Origin of the sequence: Isoptericola nanjingensis (assembly GCF_050311635.1) — a bacterium.
Classification (GTDB): Bacteria; Actinomycetota; Actinomycetes; order Actinomycetales; family Cellulomonadaceae; genus Isoptericola; species Isoptericola nanjingensis.
In genome coordinates this window covers 518,609-534,622 of record NZ_JBNOZL010000003.1, presented here as the reverse complement: position 1 = coordinate 534,622, position 16,014 = coordinate 518,609, and the positions used below count along the sequence as shown (strand labels likewise).

General features: G+C 75.5%; 18 protein-coding genes. 14 read left to right on the top strand and 4 right to left on the bottom strand.

The annotated features are described in order from the left end of the window. Positions 1 to 66 precede the first annotated feature (66 nt). From ACQP6G_RS08025 to ACQP6G_RS08005, 5 genes are read left to right on the top strand one after another with little or no spacing between them, the layout of a single operon-like run. The gene (locus tag ACQP6G_RS08025; protein ID WP_429763741.1) at positions 67 to 942 is read left to right on the top strand and encodes a DUF899 family protein; all 876 of its coding nucleotides are present in this window, start codon (positions 67 to 69) and stop codon (positions 940 to 942) included. Further along, positions 920 to 1,519, top strand: coding sequence for a DUF5998 family protein (locus ACQP6G_RS08020; RefSeq protein ID WP_429763740.1), 600 nt, complete (start codon positions 920 to 922; stop codon positions 1,517 to 1,519). Before ACQP6G_RS08025 ends, ACQP6G_RS08020 begins: the two co-directional genes overlap by 23 nt. Beyond that, positions 1,516 to 2,733 carry an alkaline phosphatase family protein gene (locus tag ACQP6G_RS08015; protein ID WP_429763739.1) on the top strand — a complete coding sequence of 406 codons (1,218 nt, stop codon included), beginning with the start codon at positions 1,516 to 1,518 and terminating at the stop codon, positions 2,731 to 2,733. The genes ACQP6G_RS08020 and ACQP6G_RS08015 overlap by 4 nt, the downstream gene beginning before the upstream one ends. A gap of 56 nt (positions 2,734 to 2,789) precedes the next feature. Beyond that, positions 2,790 to 3,404: a DinB family protein gene (locus ACQP6G_RS08010; RefSeq protein ID WP_429763738.1), complete on the top strand. Its 615-nt coding sequence runs from the start codon at positions 2,790 to 2,792 to the stop codon at positions 3,402 to 3,404. 48 nt (positions 3,405 to 3,452) lie between these two features. Beyond that, positions 3,453 to 4,112, top strand: a complete 660-nt coding sequence (locus ACQP6G_RS08005) for a thymidine kinase (RefSeq protein ID WP_429763737.1) — start codon at positions 3,453 to 3,455, stop codon at positions 4,110 to 4,112. A gap of 33 nt (positions 4,113 to 4,145) precedes the next feature. Here ACQP6G_RS08005 and sepH read toward each other — a convergent pair whose 3' ends face one another. After that, the gene (sepH, locus tag ACQP6G_RS08000; protein WP_429763736.1) at positions 4,146 to 5,363 is read right to left on the bottom strand and encodes a septation protein SepH; all 1,218 of its coding nucleotides are present in this window, start codon (positions 5,361 to 5,363) and stop codon (positions 4,146 to 4,148) included. A 152-nt stretch (positions 5,364 to 5,515) separates the two neighbouring features. Here sepH and ACQP6G_RS07995 point away from each other — a divergent pair, with 152 nt between their 5' ends. The 3 genes from ACQP6G_RS07995 (at position 5,516) to ACQP6G_RS07985 (ending at position 7,660) form a co-directional block, all read left to right on the top strand. Beyond that, positions 5,516 to 6,178, top strand: a complete 663-nt coding sequence (locus ACQP6G_RS07995) for a trimeric intracellular cation channel family protein (protein ID WP_429763735.1) — start codon at positions 5,516 to 5,518, stop codon at positions 6,176 to 6,178. A 66-nt stretch (positions 6,179 to 6,244) separates the two neighbouring features. Next, complete coding sequence (locus tag ACQP6G_RS07990) at positions 6,245 to 7,090, top strand: inositol monophosphatase family protein (protein WP_429763802.1); 846 nt, start codon at positions 6,245 to 6,247, stop codon at positions 7,088 to 7,090. A gap of 270 nt (positions 7,091 to 7,360) precedes the next feature. Then, on the top strand, positions 7,361 to 7,660 hold the full coding sequence (locus tag ACQP6G_RS07985) for a DUF4193 domain-containing protein (protein WP_429729811.1): 300 nt from the start codon (positions 7,361 to 7,363) through the stop codon (positions 7,658 to 7,660). Positions 7,661 to 7,782: 122 nt separating this feature from the next. Here ACQP6G_RS07985 and ACQP6G_RS07980 read toward each other — a convergent pair whose 3' ends face one another. Next, positions 7,783 to 8,253, bottom strand: a complete 471-nt coding sequence (locus tag ACQP6G_RS07980; protein ID WP_429763734.1) for a DUF3093 domain-containing protein — start codon at positions 8,251 to 8,253, stop codon at positions 7,783 to 7,785. 142 nt (positions 8,254 to 8,395) lie between these two features. Here ACQP6G_RS07980 and dut point away from each other — a divergent pair, with 142 nt between their 5' ends. From dut to ACQP6G_RS07960, 4 genes are all read left to right on the top strand, one after another. Continuing rightward, positions 8,396 to 8,881 carry a dUTP diphosphatase gene (gene dut, locus ACQP6G_RS07975; protein WP_429763801.1) on the top strand — a complete coding sequence of 162 codons (486 nt, stop codon included), beginning with the start codon at positions 8,396 to 8,398 and terminating at the stop codon, positions 8,879 to 8,881. Between the two features lie 106 nt (positions 8,882 to 8,987). Beyond that, positions 8,988 to 9,770 carry a DUF3710 domain-containing protein gene (locus ACQP6G_RS07970; RefSeq protein ID WP_429763733.1) on the top strand — a complete coding sequence of 261 codons (783 nt, stop codon included), beginning with the start codon at positions 8,988 to 8,990 and terminating at the stop codon, positions 9,768 to 9,770. 46 nt (positions 9,771 to 9,816) lie between these two features. Continuing rightward, positions 9,817 to 10,185 carry an OB-fold nucleic acid binding domain-containing protein gene (locus ACQP6G_RS07965; protein ID WP_429729800.1) on the top strand — a complete coding sequence of 123 codons (369 nt, stop codon included), beginning with the start codon at positions 9,817 to 9,819 and terminating at the stop codon, positions 10,183 to 10,185. Positions 10,186 to 10,232: 47 nt separating this feature from the next. After that, positions 10,233 to 11,084 carry a DUF3159 domain-containing protein gene (locus ACQP6G_RS07960; protein WP_429763732.1) on the top strand — a complete coding sequence of 284 codons (852 nt, stop codon included), beginning with the start codon at positions 10,233 to 10,235 and terminating at the stop codon, positions 11,082 to 11,084. On the opposite strand, the gene ACQP6G_RS07955 is transcribed toward ACQP6G_RS07960, so the two are convergent. Beyond that, entirely contained in the window at positions 11,081 to 11,842 is a 762-nt protein-coding gene (locus ACQP6G_RS07955) for a potassium channel family protein (protein ID WP_429763731.1), read from the bottom strand. The genes ACQP6G_RS07960 and ACQP6G_RS07955 overlap by 4 nt on opposite strands. Further along, positions 11,842 to 12,495, bottom strand: a complete 654-nt coding sequence (locus ACQP6G_RS07950) for a potassium channel family protein (protein ID WP_429763800.1) — start codon at positions 12,493 to 12,495, stop codon at positions 11,842 to 11,844. Before ACQP6G_RS07950 ends, ACQP6G_RS07955 begins: the two co-directional genes overlap by 1 nt. A gap of 139 nt (positions 12,496 to 12,634) precedes the next feature. On the opposite strand from ACQP6G_RS07950, the gene ACQP6G_RS07945 reads away from it, so the two are divergent. Further along, entirely contained in the window at positions 12,635 to 14,629 is a 1,995-nt protein-coding gene (locus ACQP6G_RS07945; RefSeq protein WP_429763799.1) for an APC family permease, read from the top strand. Positions 14,630 to 14,694: 65 nt separating this feature from the next. Then, on the top strand, positions 14,695 to 16,005 hold the full coding sequence (locus ACQP6G_RS07940) for a class I SAM-dependent RNA methyltransferase (protein WP_429763730.1): 1,311 nt from the start codon (positions 14,695 to 14,697) through the stop codon (positions 16,003 to 16,005). The last annotated feature ends 9 nt before the right edge of the window (positions 16,006 to 16,014 follow it).

Here is a 16,014-nt window from a genome sequence, read left to right as displayed (position 1 = left end):
CTGAGTGTCGGTCCGGGCGTCCCCCGTTCGTCGTGCTGATGACAGCCGACCAGCGAGGAGCGCACCATGACCACGACCCGGACCGAGGGCGTCGCCTCGGCGCCCGCCGTCCCGCCCATCGTCGACCGGGAGGCCTGGCGGGCCGCCCGCGAGGACCTGCTCGTCCGGGAGAAGGCGCACACGCGGGAGGGAGACGCGATCGCCGCCGCCCGCCGCCGCCTGCCGATGACGGAGGTCGACGCGGGCTCCGTCGTCGTCGGGCACCACGGCCCCACCACGCTGCTGGACCTGTTCGCCGGGCGCGAGGAGCTCCTCGTCTACCAGCACATGTGGCACCCGGGCGCGCCGGTCGAGGACCAGTGCGCGGGCTGCACCCTCACGTACCTCGCCGTGCAGGACCCTGCCTACCTCACCGCCCGTGGCGTGTCGTTCGCGGTGCTCGCGCAGGCGACCTACGCCGAGCTCGCGCCGTTCGTGGAGTTCATGGGATACCCGCAGCACTGGTACGCGGTCGCGGACCCCGCGTCCCGCGGGGAGGACGAGATCGTGCGCGGCGACAACTCCGGTACCTGGGTGTGCTTCCTGCGCCAGGGCGACCGGGTGTTCCTCACCGGCACGCTCACGGGGCGAGGTTGCGAGGCCACGATGCCGGCGCCCGCGCTGCTCGACCTGACGCCCCGCGGCAGGCTCGAGGCCTGGCAGGACTGCCCCGAGGGGTGGCCGGACGGCAGGGAGCCCGGCTGGTTCTGGCGGGCGCACGCGGACGGGTCCGGCAGCGGCTGGGGTGCGGGCCGGCCCACCGCCCAGTGGGCGCGCCCGGACGCCGCCCCGGCGGGGGACTCGGGTCACGACCACCCGCACGGGACGGCCCGCCCCGGCGATGGTGGTCTCCCGCCGGGGGTGGTGGGAGAATGCGCGGGTGCCGCATGCGACCGCCCGTGAGAACCTCCGTGCCGACCTGTCCGCCCACGTGCGCCGGGCCGGGTACTACCCGGACCTCGTGGAGGACGTCCTCGACGTCGCCCTCGCCGACGAGGACGTCCTCGCCCACCTCGTCCAGGCGGAGACCACGTTCGACGATGCCGTGCGCCGGCACCTCACCGTGCTGGCCCTCACGCCGACGCGCCTCGTCACCGCGCACGTCGACGACCACGAGGGCGACGCCGCCCACCCGTCGTCGGCGGCCGCGACCACGGAGGCCGTGCCGCTGAACGAGATCCGGTCCGTCGCGCTGACGCACATCGTGGACGAGCCGGCGGAGCACCGGCCCGGCGACAGCGCGTCCGAGCTCACGCTCGCGATCGGGTGGGGCGCCGTCTCCCGCGTCGACCTCGAGCCGGCGCAGTGCCCGGACCCGAACTGTGAGGCCGACCACGGCCTCACCGGCACGCTCACGCCCGACGACGTCGTGGTACGCGTCAGCGGGGCCGCGGAGGGTCGGGACGCCCTGCGCCGCGCGATCGCGTTCTCGCGCTCCTTGTCGGCGGCGACCGGGGCGGGCGGGCGCGCCGCCCGATGACGGCGACCCTCGCGCTGCCCGACGGCCTCCTCGCACCCTCCTACGGGACGGGCTCACTCGCCGCCGTGCTGCCCGCCGTCGCGGGCGCCCTCGGGGCGGACCTCACGACGGCGACCGGGCTGCGGTCGGCGGACTGCCGCGACGCGCTCGGGCTGCCGTCCGAGGTGCAGCGCGCGGTCGTGGTCCTCGTCGACGGCCTGGGCCTGGCCAACCTCGCCGAGCGCGGCGGGCACGCCCCGTTCCTGCGCTCGCTGGCCGCGGACGGCCGATCGGTGCTCTCCAGCTTCCCCTCGACGACGGCGGCGGCGCTCGCGACCTTCGGCACCGGGACGGCCCCCGGCCGCACAGGGCTCCTGGGCTACACGCAGCGCAACCCCGCCACGGGCGGCCTCGCCACCACGGTGTCCTGGACCGAGCAGTCGGACCCGTACCGGCGCACCAAGCTCTCCGGGCCGATGCGTGCCGAGCCTGAGGACGTGCAGCGCGAGCCCACGGTGCTCGAGACGCTCGTGCGGGACGGCGTGCGCGTCACCTCGCCCGGCCCCGCCCGGTTCGCGGGCTCCGGGATGACCCGCGCGGCGCTGCGCGGGCCGCGCTACCTGGCCGCCGAGGGGCTGGACGCCCAGGTGGGTGCCACGGTGCGCGAGCTGCGCGCGCCCGGCCTCGTGTACCTCTACCACGGCGCCGTGGACAAGGCGGGCCACCAGCACGGCCCGCAGTCGTGGCAGTGGGGAGACGCCCTGGAGGAGACGGACTCCGAGCTGCGCCGCCTCGTGCGCTCCGTGCCGAGGGGCACGCTCGTCGTCGTCACGGCCGACCACGGTCAGGTGACGGCGGACCTCTCCCGCCAGCACGACGTCGCCGCGCACCCTGAGCTCGCGCGCGACGTCGCGCTCCTCGGCGGCGAGCCGCGCGCGGGCCACGTGTACGTCACGCCCGGCGCCGACCCGCGGGACGTCGCGGCCCGCTGGGCCGCGGTGCTCGGGGACGACGCGCTCGTCGTCCTGCGCGACGACGCCGTCGCGGCCGGCTGGTTGGGCCCGGTGGCCGACCACGTGCTCCCCGCCGTGGGCGACGTCCTGGTCGCGGCGCGAGGAGCGGCGACGGTGGTCGACTCGCGCCTGCACCCGTCCGGCGCCCGCGAGATGCCGGGCGTGCACGGGTCGCTGACACCCGCGGAGATGGTCGTGCCGCTGCTCGTCGCACAGGCGTAGCGCGCGCCGCGCCGAATGTCGTGGCGCGCCCGCGTGCCGGGTGCCACGATGCCGAGATGGAGCAGCTCGATCAGGGCGGCGAGCAGGCCCCCGCGCCCCGCTGGACCCGCGCCACCGTCTACCCGGACATGTGGGTGGACCCCGACGACGACCCGCGCGAGAGCGACGTCGAGCTGGTCGACGAGCGGGCGATCCTGCTGGACGCACTGCGCTCGTACCGGCTGACCGTCGAGATGAAGTGCGCCGACCTGGACGCGGAGCAGCTCGCCCGCCGCTCGGTGCCGCCGTCCACGATGTCGCTGCTGGGCCTGGTGCGGCACCTCACGGAGGACGAGCGGCACGTGCGCCGCATCATGACCGGCGAGGACGCGCCGTGGCTGTACCGCAGCGAGGCCCACCGCGACGGCGACTGGGACGGCGCCGTCGCCGACCCCGCCGTCGTCGACGAGGCGTTCCTGCACTGGCGCGAGGAGATGGCCGCCACGGACCGCATGATCGACGGCATCGACGACCTCGGCGCGACGAACGCCGGCTTCTCCGACCTCGGCGCGGAGCCGGGCGGCGCGATCTCGCTGCGGGAGCTGCTGCTCAGCCACGTCGAGGAGTACGCGCGGCACTGCGGGCACGCGGACCTGCTGCGGGAGCGTGTGGACGGGCGCGTGGGCCAGTAGCGCGGGGCACGACGCCGGGGAGGCGCGAGGTCTGACAGGATCTGGCCCATGGCCGAGCTCGTCTTCTTCTCCGGGACCATGGACAGCGGCAAGTCGACGCTGGCGCTGCAGACCGACCACAACCACGCGGCGCGCGGGCGGACCGGGCTGATCTTCACCCGCGACGACCGCGCCGGCACGTCCCGGCTGTCGTCGCGGCTCGGGCTCGAGGTGGACGCCCGCGAGGTCACCGATCACACCGACTTCTGGGACGTCGTGGCCGCCGAGCGGCAGGCTGGTCGCGTCGTCGACTACCTCGTGTGCGACGAGGCGCAGTTCTACTCCCCGGCGCAGGTCGAGCAGCTCGCCCGGCTCGTCGACGAGGTGGAGCTGGACGTCTTCGCCTTCGGCATCACCACCGACTTCCGCACCCGGCTGTTCCCCGGCGCCGCCCGCCTCATCGAGCTCGCGGACCGCGTCGAGGAGCTGCAGGTGCGCTCCCTGTGCTGGTGCGGCGCCCGGGCCACCCACAACGCGCGCACCGTCGGTGGCGTGATGGTCGTCGAGGGCGACCAGGTGGTGGTCGGCGACGTCGCGGGGGCGCCCGACGGCGGGCCGGTGTCGTACGAGGTGCTGTGCCGGCGTCACCACATGCGACGCATGACGCAGGCCGACGCCCGCCGTCGCGCGGCGGTCACGGACCAGCTGGACCTGGGCGACGGCGCGTAGCCCGCCGGACGTCGGCCGGAGGTGGGCCGGCGGTCAGGACGAGGGGCGGCCGCCGCCGAACACGATCTCGTCCCAGCTCGGCACCTGCGCGCGGCCCTTGCGTCCCGGGCGTCGCGCGCCCGCGGGCTTGTCGGTCCGGGGCGCCGGTGCGGCGGGCTGCGGCCCGGCGGCGCCCTGCGCGGGCGGACCGCTGGGTGCGGGCGCGTCGTCGACGACGTCGGAACGGGTGTCCTGGTGACCGTCCTGGTGATGGTCCTGGCGCGCGTCCGTGGCGCCGTCGGCCTTCTCGGACCCGTCGTCGGCCTGGTCGAGCGGCAGCACCCCGGGCACCGGCCGGCGCGCGGACGACGGGTGGGTCGAACGGTCGGGAGGCGGGCGCAGGCCCGCCCGGCGCGACCCGAGGTCGACGACGCTCGCGCCCGCCGGGTCGGCGTGCTCCGGCTCCGGGGCGCCGGCCGACGCGTCGGCCGGGGGAGCGCTGACGTGGCCGACGGGAACCGGCTCCGGCGCGGGCGGGACGTCGTCCGCCGCGCGGGCGGGCGTCCTCCGGCGGTCGCCGGGCCGCTGTCCGCGCCGTCCGGCGAGGTCGTCCAGGAGCAGCGCCGTGGTGTCGTCGTCGGGGTGACGGCGGGGGGCGACCGTCCGGCCGCTCGTCGAGGGCACGCCCAGCACGTCGGGGGAGACCGGGTCGTCCGGCTGGCCGAGCCAGCGCGCCTCGTCGTCGAGCGGTGTCACGACGCGGCCCTTGGGGTCGAAGGTCCAGCGTGCCGACCGGTCGCGGTCGCCGGCGGAGAACCGCACCTCGACCACCCACGGCGCGGTGCCGTCGCGGCGGGCGGACCAGCGGGCCTCGTCGGCCGTGACGCCCCTCGCGGCCAGCCGCGTGTCGGCGACCTCCCCGAGCGTCGTCGTCTCGTCGTCGCCCGGCAGCCGGTGGGCGCGCACCTGACCGATGACGTGGTCGCGCTCCGCGGCCACGGGCCACTCGTAGCGCTGCACGTGCTCGACCGGGAGCCCGGACTCCTCGGCCAGCTCCTCGACCGACGCCCCCGCACGCAGGCGCGCCTGGAGGTCGCGCGGGCGCAGGGTCGTCGCCGCCTGGGCGCGCAGCGCCTCCGTGCGCGGTCGGTCGCGTCGCACCGCGGCGCGCAACGCCTCCGTGATGGGCAGGGTGCTCTCGGTGCCGTCGGGGCCGCGCAGGACCAGGCGCTCACCGTCCTCGTGCAGCCTCACGAGCTCGAGCTCGGCCATGCTTCCTCCCTCACAGGTCGCCCTCGGGAACTCCGTCGGGGCGGGTCCGCCTGTTCGAGGGTGCCACCGGCGCGGGGCGGCGCCGCGCAGGCGCGTCGGTGTGCCGTCGATTGGCGCGCCCCGGGCGGGCGGGCCTGGGAGGATGGCGTCCCGTGGACGCGTTCACCTCCGGCCCCGTCTCCTACCTGGAGCTCGTCGCCGTCTTCGTCGCGGCGGTCTCGGGAGGGCTCGCCGCCGTGCGCAAGCGGTTCGACGCGTTCGGCGTCCTGGTCCTCGCGTGGGTGACCGGGCTCGGCGGCGGGATCCTGCGCGACGTCCTGATCGGCGACACGCCCCCGGTCGGCATCTCGAGCTGGCGGCTCGTGCTGGCCGCGCTCGCCGCGGGCGTGATCATCTTCTTCTTCCACCCGGGCCTGGAGCGGATGCGGCGCTCCATCCTCGTGCTCGACGCCGCCGCGCTGTCGCTCTTCGTGCTGCAGGGGACCACGAAGTCGCTCGACCTCGGCGCGGGCGTCCTCGCCTCCGTGGTGGTCGGGGTCCTCACCGCCGTGGGCGGCGGGATCCTGCGGGACGTGCTCGTGGGCGAGGTGCCGCTCGTGTTCGCGGACCGCCAGCTCTACGCCGTGCCCGCGCTCGTCGGCGCCGGCCTCACCGCGCTGCTGTGGCACGAGGACGTGCTGCAGGTATGGACCGCCCTCGGGGTGGTGGTCCTCGTCTTCGGGTTCCGCATCGCGTCGCTCGCGCGCGGGTGGACCGTGCCGCACCCCGGCCCCGGCTGGACCGCCCGGTGGGGGCGGCGGTCGGGCAAGATGTAGGCCGTGGACGAGCGAGCGGCGAACGGGGACCAGACCGACGGGAGCGACACCGGCACCGGTGTCGAGATCGACGTCGAGATCGACGTCGACGTCGAGGCGCTGCGGGCGCTGGCCCGCAGCCTCGCGTGCGAGGCGGGGGCCCTGGTGCGCGACGGCCGCCCGGAGCGGGTCGAGGTCGCCGCGACCAAGTCGTCCGACGTCGACCCGGTGACGGACATGGACCGGGCGGCCGAGGCGCTGCTGCGCCGGCGGCTGGCCGAGGAGCGGCCCGACGACGCGATCCTCGGCGAGGAGGGCGACGACGTCCCGGGGACGTCCGGGCTCACGTGGGTGCTGGACCCGATCGACGGCACGGTCAACTACGTGTACGGCGTCGCGTCCTATGCCGTCTCGGTGGCCGTCGTGGCGGGTCCCCCCGACCCGCGGCGGTGGACGGCGCTCGCAGGCTGCGTGCACTCGGTGGTCGACGGACGCACCTGGACCGCGGCACGGGGTGGCGGGGCGGAGCGCGACGGGCGGCCGCTGTGCGTGCGCCGCCCGGACGCGCTGTCGCGGTCGCTGGTCGGCACGGGGTTCGGGTACGCGCCCGAGCGGCGCGCCCGCCAGGCCGAGGTCCTCGTCGACGTCCTGCCCCGGGTGCGCGACATCCGGCGGATCGGGTCCGCGGCGATCGACCTGTGCCTGCTCGCAGAGGGAGCGCTGGACCTCTACTACGAGCGCGGGCTCAACCCGTGGGACCTGGCGGCCGGGGCGCTCGTGGCCGCGGAGGCCGGGGCGTGGGTCGGCGGGCTGCACGGTCGTGGCCCGGGCGCCGCCATGACGGTCGCGGGCGCGACCCCGGTCGTGACGGAGCTCGTCCGGTTGCTCGAGGACGCCGACGCCGACCGTCCGGAGGACGGCGCGCGCGGCTGAACGGCTGACGAGGTTCGGCGTTCCACGCCCGGGCGCCGGGGTGAAAAACTGCGTCAGACCGACCGTCACGCCGAGGGCGAACAGCGCGCAGCGGCGGTGCGTCGTCGCAGGTCAGCGGCCGATCGTCGCGCTGTGACACGAGGAACAGCGCGTGGTGTCGCGCGCCCGCCCGAAATGGTGCACAATCCGTGGGCCGACCGGGAACAAAACCCGGTCACCGAGCATTATCAGCGCGTACCGATCCCGACACCACGGAGCGTGACCACACAGATGGCAACCGACTACGACGCCCCCCGCAAGAACGACGAGGACGTGGAGCAGGACTCGATCCAGGAGCTCCAGGCGCGTCGTTCCGACAAGTCGTCGGGTGTCGTCGACGAGGACGAGACGGAGGCCGCGGAAGGCTTCGAGCTTCCCGGCGCCGACCTGTCCGGCGAGGAGCTCGCGGTCCGCGTCCTGCCCCGCCAGGCCGACGAGTTCACCTGCACGAGCTGCTTCCTCGTCCACCACCGCAGCCAGCTGGCCTACGAGAAGAACGGCCAGATGATCTGCACGGAGTGCGCCGCCTGACCGACCGCAGCGTCGGGGCACCAGCACCACGGACGACACGGGCCGTCACGTCGAGGACGTGACGGCCTTCGTCGTCCCCGGGACGGCGCGACGACGGGAGCCGACGAGACGGGTGCCTGCCCTCAGCGCGTGAGCGCCGCGGCCAGCTCCTGCGGACGCCGGGTCGACAGCAGCCAGTACGGGGTCGGGTCGAGCGGGTCCTCGAGCTCCACGCGCACGCCGGTGCGCGCCCACGCGCGCAGGCACACGAACGCGCGCGCGTCGAGGGCGGGGCCGAGGGCGGTCCGCATCGCCTCGGTGTCGTCCATCGTGGTGACCTCGCCCAGGAGGTCGACGGCGATCTGCGCCTTGCCGGCGCGCAGCCGCCCGTCGGCCACCTCGATCACGGGCGCGGTCGCGACGAGGGCCGCGAGGGTGGCGGCCGCGACGAGCAGGCCGACCACGGCACCGACCGTGTGCGCCAGCGGCCACAGGGTCACCCCGACGATGACGCCCAGCCCGACGGCGCCGCACCAGGCCGCCGGCCCCGGGGACAGCCGCTCCCGGTAGACCGGGCCGGTGACGGTGGGAGGGTGGGCCGCGTGCTCGCTCATGGGTCCATCATCCCAGCACCGCGGCACGGACCCGCCCCGGTCCGGGACGCCGGTGAGCCGTCCGCCGGTCGGCTACGCTTCCCGGGTGCCTGACACCGCCAGCCAGCCCGTGACGCCGCCCGCGAGCCACGACGCCAGCCACGTGAGCACGGACCCGAGCACCGACCCGAGCACCGACCCGAGCACCGTCGACGTCCTCGTCACCCTGCTCGACGACGTGCCGACCCCCGCGTACGCGCACCCGGGCGACGCGGGCGCGGACCTCGTGACCACGGTCGACGTCGAGATCCCTCCGCAGGGCCGCGTCGTCGTGCCCACCGGGGTCGCGATCGCGCTGCCGGAGGGGTACGCCGCGTTCGTGCACCCGCGCTCCGGCCTCGCGGCGAAGCACGGGGTGACCGTGGTGAACGCCCCCGGCACGATCGACGCGGGCTACCGGGGGGAGATCAAGGTGATCCTCCTCAACACGGACGTCGCCGAGCCGGTGCGGCTGCGCCGGGGCGACCGCGTGGCGCAGCTCGTCGTGCAGCGGGTGGAGCACGCCCGTTTCCTCGTGGCGACGACGCTGCCCGGGTCGCACCGGGGCGCGGGCGGGTTCGGTTCGAGCGGCGGTTTCGCCGGCGGCTGACGCCCCCGGGCGCGGACCGGGGGCGTGAGCGAACCGGTCTACTGTGGGAGATGGGTAGGGCTCGTCCGGCCGCCGGGCGAGCAGGACGACGAGAAGGAGATCCTCCGTGGGGCTGTTCCGGCGCAACGCGTCGCAGAAGGCGACCGACGAGGCCCGCGAGCCCGCGGCCGCGGAGGCCGTGGCGCCCGCCACCGGCGCCGACGCCGCCACCGACCCGGGAACCGACGGGGCCGCGGGGGAGCGTCCCGAGCGCGGCCCGTTCGACTCGACCCAGGTGACGGGCATGGGCCCGCGCGTGGACCTCGGCGCCGTCTGGCTGCCCGTCCTGCCCGGCCTCGAGCTGCGCATGGAGGTCGACAAGAAGACCCAGAAGGTCACCGGGGTGTCCGCGACGCTCAACGGGTCCGGTCTGCAGGTCCAGGCGTTCGCCGCCCCCCGCACGGAGGGCATCTGGGACGAGGTGCGCGCCGAGATCGGGTCGTCCATCACACGCCAGGGCGGCACGGTCGACGACGTGCCCGGCACGTTCGGGCGAGAGCTCATCGCGCGCATCCCCGCCACCGGGCCCGACGGCAAGCCGGCCGTGCGTCCCGCCCGCTTCGTGGGCGTGGACGGGCCGCGCTGGTTCCTGCGCGGCGTGCTGTCCGGGCGCGCCGCGGTCGACCCGGAGGCCGCGAAGCAGCTCGAGTCCGTGTTCGCGAACGTCGTCGTCGTGCGGGACGGCAACCCCCGCCCGCCGCGCGACCTGCTCACGCTGACCCTGCCCAAGAGCGCGCGCCAGGGCGACGCGCCGGGCGAGGACACCACCGCGGGCCCGGAGGGCGCCGCGCCGCAGACACCGTCGTTCGACCCGCTGACCCGCGGGCCGGAGATCACCGAGATCCGGTGAGCGACCCGGCCGCGAGGCCGGCCCGTCCACCAGCCTGGAGCTGTTGATGTCCCTGCGAACCGCCGTCCGGCACGCGCTGGCCTCGGCCGACGAGGTCGCCGCCGACGAGGAGCGCCACGAGGCCGCGGCCCACCGCGGCTGCACGCCGGTCGCCGACCTGGGCGACCGGCGTCGGGCGAGCGCCGCCGGCGTGCTGCGCTCGGTCGTGCTGCGCCCCCGCGAGGGCGTCCCGACCGTGGAGGCCGAGCTGTACGACGGCTCCGGCTCCCTCGACCTCGTGTGGCTCGGGCGCCGGGCCATCGCGGGGATCGACCCGGGGCGCCGCATCCGGGTCGAGGGCCTGGTGTGCGACATCGACGGGCGGCGCACCATGTTCAACCCCCGGTACGAGCTGCGCGCGCGGGCCGGCGAGTGAGCGACGGGTACCCCGCGGCGGGGAAGCCGACCGGGCCGACGGAGCCCGTGACGTCAGCGGCGCCCGCGGGGCCCGCGGCGGACGGGCGCGGCGTGCGGGCGGTCACGGGCGACTCGTTCTCGTTCGGGCAGGCCGTCGGCGGCGTGCGCGGCGTGGTCGAGGCGGTGCTGCCCGGCCTGCTCTTCGTGGTCATCTACGTCGTCGCGTCGATGGGCGGCGACGAGCGCGGTGCCCTGACCTGGGCGCTGACCGCCTCCGTGGGCGCGGCCCTCGTCGCCGTCGTGGCGCGGCTCGCGCAGCGCACGCCGATCACGCAGGCCCTGGGCGGGCTGCTCGGCATCGGCGTGGGCGTGTTCTGGGCGTGGAAGTCCGGCGAGGCCCAGAACTTCTACGTGTGGGGGCTGTGGACCAACGCCGCCTACCTCGCGGCCATCCTCGTCTCGCTGGCGGTGCGCTGGCCCGTCGTCGGGCTCGTGGTGGAGGCGGTGCGCGGCGGGTTCGCCGACGTCGCCGCCGAGCGTGCCCGGCACGCCGACGGCGAGCAGCCGCAGGCCGGGCCCGCCGGCACCGGTTCGCCCGAGACCGCCGCGTCCGGGGCGACCGCGCCGGACGCCGCTCCGAGCCCCCTCGCCGCGCTGGTGGCGTGGCGCAAGGACCCGGAGCTGGTCCGGCGCTACACCCTCGCCACGTGGTTCTGGGCGGGGCTGTTCGCGGTGCGCCTGGCGGTCAAGGTGCCGCTGTACTTCGCCGACAGCGTCGGCTGGCTGGGCACCGCCCACCTGGTGCTGGGCGTCCCGCTCTGGGGCCTCGTGCTCTGGCTCACCTGGGTCGTCGTGCGCGGCGCGCACTCCGGCCGGCCCGCGGCCGCGGCGGACGAGCCGGCCCGACCCGGCGCCTAGCGGTCGTCGCCAGGTCCCTCGTCGTCGAGGCCGTCCACCGCGGCGAGCTCCGGCGCCACGAGGGGATCGCCCGCCGCGATGGCGGGGACGGCCGGGGCGCCGTGGCTGAGCAGGTGCTGGAGCGACTCCTCGTCCGCCTGGCTGCCCATCACGAGCACCAGCTCGTCGCCGGTCTCGAGCGTGTCGTCCGCGGTCGGCGCCAGAGGCTGCGCGCCGCGCACGATGCACGCGAGCACCGTGTCCGTCGGCCAGACGACGGAACCGACGCGGGCGCCCACGAGCGGCGAGTCGTCCGGCAGCGTCACCTCCACGATGTCAGCGCCGGACTGGTGGAAGGTGAAGATCCGCACCAGGTCCCCGACCGCCACGGCCTCCTCGACCATCGCGGTCATGATCCGCGGGGTCGACACGGCGACGTCGACGCCCCAGGAGCCGTCGAACATCCACTCGTTCTTCGGGTTGTTGACCCGCGCCACGGTGCGGGGCACCCCGAACTCGGTCTTGCACAGCAGCGAGAAGACGAGGTTGGCCTTGTCGTCGCCGGTGGCGCCGACGACGACGTCGGCGCTCGTGACGTCCGCGGCCTCGAGCGAGGACAGCTCGCAGGCGTCGGCGAGCAGCCAGTCGGCCTCGGGCACCTGCGCCACCCGCATCGCGGCGGGGTTCTTGTCGATGAGCACGACGTCGTGGTCGTGCGAGAGGAGCTCGCGGGCGATGGACCGGCCGACCGACCCGGCCCCGGCGACGACGACGCGCATCAGCTCTCCTCCCGCCGCGGCTCGTGGGTGAGGACCCGCTCGACGGAGGCCGCGTCGTCGGCGCGCATGAGGACGTGCAGCACGTCGTTCTCCTGCAGCACGGAGCCGGGCGTCGGCAGGATGCCGTCGGTGTAGCGCGACAGGAAGGCGACGCGCACGCCGGTGGCCTCCTCGATGCGGTGCACCGTCAGGCCGGCCCAGCCGGGGTGGTAGTCGATCTGCGCGAGGCGCACCTGCCCGGACGGGTCGCGGTACTCGTCGGTGGCGCCCAGGGGGAGCATGCGGCGCAGCACCTGGTCGGCCGTCCAGCGCACGGTCGCGACCGTCGGGATCCCGAGGCGCTGGTAGATCTCCGCGCGCTGGGGGTCGTAGATGCGGGCCACGACGTTCTCGACGCCGTACGTCTCGCGCGCGACCCGCGCGGCGAGCACGTTGGAGTTGTCGCCGTCGGACACGGCGGCGAAGGCGTACGTGTCCTCGATGCCCGCCTGGACCAGCGTGTCGCGGTCGAAGCCGACGCCCGTCACCTTCTGCCCGGAGAACCCGGCCGGCAGACGGCGGAACGCGTCGGGGTTCTGGTCGACGACGGCCACGGAGTGGCCGTGGGACTCGATCGTCTGCGCGAGCGTCGACCCGACGCGGCCGCAGCCCATGATCACGAAGTGCACGGGCGAAACGCTATACCTCGCGGGGCCCCTCGACATCGCCGCCGGCGTCGCCACCGACGTCGCCGCCGACATCGCGACGGGACGCGCGCGCCCGCCGGGCACGGCGGGCATAGCATTGCTCGACGTGTCGGACATCGCGGACGCTGCCAAACGGCTCCTCATCGGGCGCCCCGTGCGCAGCGAGAACCTGGGGCACACCCTCCTGCCCAAGCGGATCGCCCTGCCGGTCTTCGCCTCCGACGCGCTGTCGTCGGTCGCGTACGCCCCGGACGAGATCCTCCTGACCCTGGCGGTCGCCGGCATAGCCGCGACGACGATCTCCCCGTGGGTGGGTCTCGGCGTCGTCGTCGTGCTGCTCGTGGTGGTGTCGTCCTACCGCCAGAACGTGCGCGCCTACCCCTCCGGCGGTGGCGACTACGAGGTGGCGACGACGAACCTCGGGCCGTCGGCCGGCATCGGCGTCGCGTCGGCCCTGCTCGTCGACTACGTCCTCACCGTGGCGGTCTCGATCTCGTCGGGGGCCCAGTACGCGGCCTCCGCCCTGCCGTTCCTCCGCGGCCACGAGGTGCTGTTCGCCGTGGCGGTCGTCGTGATCCTCACGGTGATGAACCTGCGGGGCGTGCGCGAGTCGGGCACGGTCTTCGCGATCCCCACCTACTGCTTCATGGCTCTCGTCGGCCTCCTCGCCGTCGTCGGGGCGATCCGGTTCTTCGCCGGCGACCTGCCGCTGGCCGAGAGCGCCGGCTTCGAGATGACGCCCGAGGCGGGCTTCGACCAGGGGCTCACCGGCCTGGCGGGCGCGTTCCTCCTGGCCCGGGCCTTCGCCTCGGGCTGTGCCGCCCTCACCGGCGTGGAGGCGATCAGCAACGGCGTCCCGGCGTTCCGGAAGCCCAAGTCGCGCAACGCGGCCACCACCCTGGCCCTGCTGGGCGGCATCTCCGCCACGATGATGATCTCGATCCTGCTGCTCGCTCAGGCCACCGGCGTGAAGTACGTGGAGGACGCGCACGAGCAGCTCACCGCCGGCGGGCAGCCGCTGCCGTCCGACTACAACCAGCACCCCGTGCTCAGCCAGCTCGCGGAGGCCGTCTTCCAGGGCTTCACCCCCGCGTTCGTGGCGATCTCGATCGTCACGGGGCTGATCCTCGTGCTCGCGGCGAACACGGCGTTCAACGGCTTCCCCGTGCTCGGCTCGATCCTCGCCAAGGACGGCTTCCTGCCGCGCCAGCTGCACACGCGCGGCGACCGGCTCGCGTTCTCCAACGGGATCATCACGCTCGCCGTCGCGGCGATCGTCCTCATCGTGGCGTTCGACGCGCAGGTCACGCGCCTCATCCAGCTGTACATCGTCGGTGTGTTCGTGTCGTTCACGCTCTCGCAGCTCGGCATGCTGCGGCACTGGACGCGGGCGCTGCGCAAGGAGCCCGACCCCGCCGAGCGTGCCCGCATGCAGCGTTCCCGGATCGTCAACGGCGTCGGCTTCGTGATGACGGCGACCGTGCTCGTCATCGTGCTGGCGACGAAGTTCACGCACGGCGCGTGGATCACCCTCCTGGCGATGGGCGTGCTCTTCGCGCTGATGAAGGCGATCCGCGCCCACTACGCCCGGGTGCGCACCGAGCTCGAGCTCGACGACGTGGCCGGGGCGCGTGCCCTGCCCAGCCGCGTCCACGCGATCGTGCTGGTCTCCAAGATCCACAAGCCGACGATGCGCGCCGTGGCGTACGCGCGGGCGTCGCGCCCGTCGGTGCTCGAGGCGGTGACCGTCGGCGTGGACGCCGAGGAGATCGCGGAGCTGCGCGCGAGGTGGGAGGCGTTGGACCTCCCGGTGCCGCTCCGCGTCCTCGACTCGCCCTTCCGGGAGATCACGCGGCCGGTGCTGAAGTACGTGCGCTCCGTGCGCCGTGACTCGCCGCGCGACCTGGTGGTCGTCTACATCCCCGAGTACGTCGTCGGGCACTGGTGGGAGCAGCTGCTGCACAACCAGTCGGCCCTGCGCCTCAAGGGGCGGCTGCTGTTCACGCCCGGCGTGGTGGTGGCGTCGGTGCCGTGGCAGCTCTCGTCGTCGGCGGGCCAGACCGGGCTGGAGGGGACGTCGCCCCGCGGTCCGCGGTTCTGACCGGTGTCCTGACCGGTGTCCTGACCGTGTTCTGACTGGGCCGCGCGCGGGGGAGAATGGTGCCCATGCCCCGACCTCGCCGTTCCGCGCCGCGCCCCCGTCCCACCACACCGGACCCCGAGGTGGGCCGGGAGGTCGAGCTCGAGATCGGCCCTGTCGCGCACGGCGGGCACTGCGTCGCGCGGCTCGACGGCCGCGTCGTCTTCGTACGCCACACGCTGCCCGGCGAGCGCGTCCGCGCACGCGTCACGGAGACCGGCAGCCGGTTCTGGCGCGCCGACGCGGTCGACGTCCTCGAGGCGTCGCCGGACCGCGTCCCGTCCGCCTGGCCCGAGGCCGGCCCGGGCGGGGTCGGCGGAGGCGAGCTCGCCCACGTGGCGCTGCCCGCGCAGCGCCGCTGGAAGGCCGCTGTCCTCGTCGAGCAGCTGCAGCGGCTCGCGAGGCTCGAGCGCGACGTCGTGGTGGAGGGGGCGCCCGGGGACGACGAGCGCGGCGGGCTCGGCTACCGCACCCGCGTCGACCTCGTGGCCGACGCCGACGGCCGGGCCGGGATGCGGCGCTTCCGCTCGCACGACGTGGTGCCGCTCGACGGCATGCCGCTCGCGACCGAGGCGGTCGCGGCGCTCGCGGACGCCGAGGACGTGTGGAGCCGCCGCTGGCGGCCGGGCGCCCGCCTCGAGCTGGTGGCACCGGCCGACGGCGCGGACGCCCTGCTCCTGGTCGACGAGGTGCCGTCGCGTCGCGGCCGCGCGGACACCCGCCCGAACGCCCGCCGGTCGGTCACCGAGACGGTGCGGGCGGGCGGCGCCGAGCACCGCTACCGCGTGGCGGGCGACGGGTTCTGGCAGGTGCACCGGGCGGCGCCCGACCTGCTCGCCGGCGCCGTGCTCGACGCCGTGCACGCGACCCCGGGCGGCCTCGACGGCGCGACCGTGCTCGACCTCTACTCCGGTGCGGGCCTGTTCACCGTGCCGCTCGCCGCGGCCGTGGGTGGCTCGGGCCGCGTCGTCGCCGTCGAGGGCGACGCCCGCGCCGTGAAGGACGCACGCCGCAACGCCCACGACCTGCCGCAGGTCGAGCTGCACCTCGGCGCCGTCGACCGTGTCCTGGCCGACGGCGACGCGACCGGCGCGGACGTGGGCGCCGCGGACGTCGTCGTGCTGGACCCGCCGCGCGCCGGCGCCGGCCGGACCGTCGTCGACGCGATCGCCGGCCGCGGCCCGCGGCGCGTCGTCTACGTCGCCTGCGACCCCGCGGCGCTCGCCCGCGACGTCGCCTACCTCGCCGGGCACGGGTACGAGCTCACCGGGCTGCGCGCCTTCGACCTGTTCCCGATGACGCATCACGTCGAGGCGGTCGCGGTCCTCGACCGCTGACGGGTGCCG

What these genes read in the sequence shown, in the direction of transcription:
- sepH (WP_429763736.1), bottom strand. Translation starts at nt 5,363, where the DNA reads ATGGCCGAGCTCGAGCTCGTGAGGCTGCACGAGGACGGTGAGCGCCTG.
- ACQP6G_RS08010 (WP_429763738.1), top strand. Translation starts at nt 2,790, where the DNA reads ATGGAGCAGCTCGATCAGGGCGGCGAGCAGGCCCCCGCGCCCCGCTGG.
- ACQP6G_RS07980 (WP_429763734.1), bottom strand. Translation starts at nt 8,253, where the DNA reads ATGAGCGAGCACGCGGCCCACCCTCCCACCGTCACCGGCCCGGTCTAC.
- ACQP6G_RS07940 (WP_429763730.1), top strand. Translation starts at nt 14,695, where the DNA reads ATGCCCCGACCTCGCCGTTCCGCGCCGCGCCCCCGTCCCACCACACCG.
- ACQP6G_RS07965 (WP_429729800.1), top strand. Translation starts at nt 9,817, where the DNA reads ATGTCCCTGCGAACCGCCGTCCGGCACGCGCTGGCCTCGGCCGACGAG.
- ACQP6G_RS07950 (WP_429763800.1), bottom strand. Translation starts at nt 12,495, where the DNA reads ATGGGCTGCGGCCGCGTCGGGTCGACGCTCGCGCAGACGATCGAGTCC.
- ACQP6G_RS07985 (WP_429729811.1), top strand. Translation starts at nt 7,361, where the DNA reads ATGGCAACCGACTACGACGCCCCCCGCAAGAACGACGAGGACGTGGAG.
- ACQP6G_RS08015 (WP_429763739.1), top strand. Translation starts at nt 1,516, where the DNA reads ATGACGGCGACCCTCGCGCTGCCCGACGGCCTCCTCGCACCCTCCTAC.
- ACQP6G_RS07955 (WP_429763731.1), bottom strand. Translation starts at nt 11,842, where the DNA reads ATGCGCGTCGTCGTCGCCGGGGCCGGGTCGGTCGGCCGGTCCATCGCC.
- ACQP6G_RS08025 (WP_429763741.1), top strand. Translation starts at nt 67, where the DNA reads ATGACCACGACCCGGACCGAGGGCGTCGCCTCGGCGCCCGCCGTCCCG.
- ACQP6G_RS08005 (WP_429763737.1), top strand. Translation starts at nt 3,453, where the DNA reads ATGGCCGAGCTCGTCTTCTTCTCCGGGACCATGGACAGCGGCAAGTCG.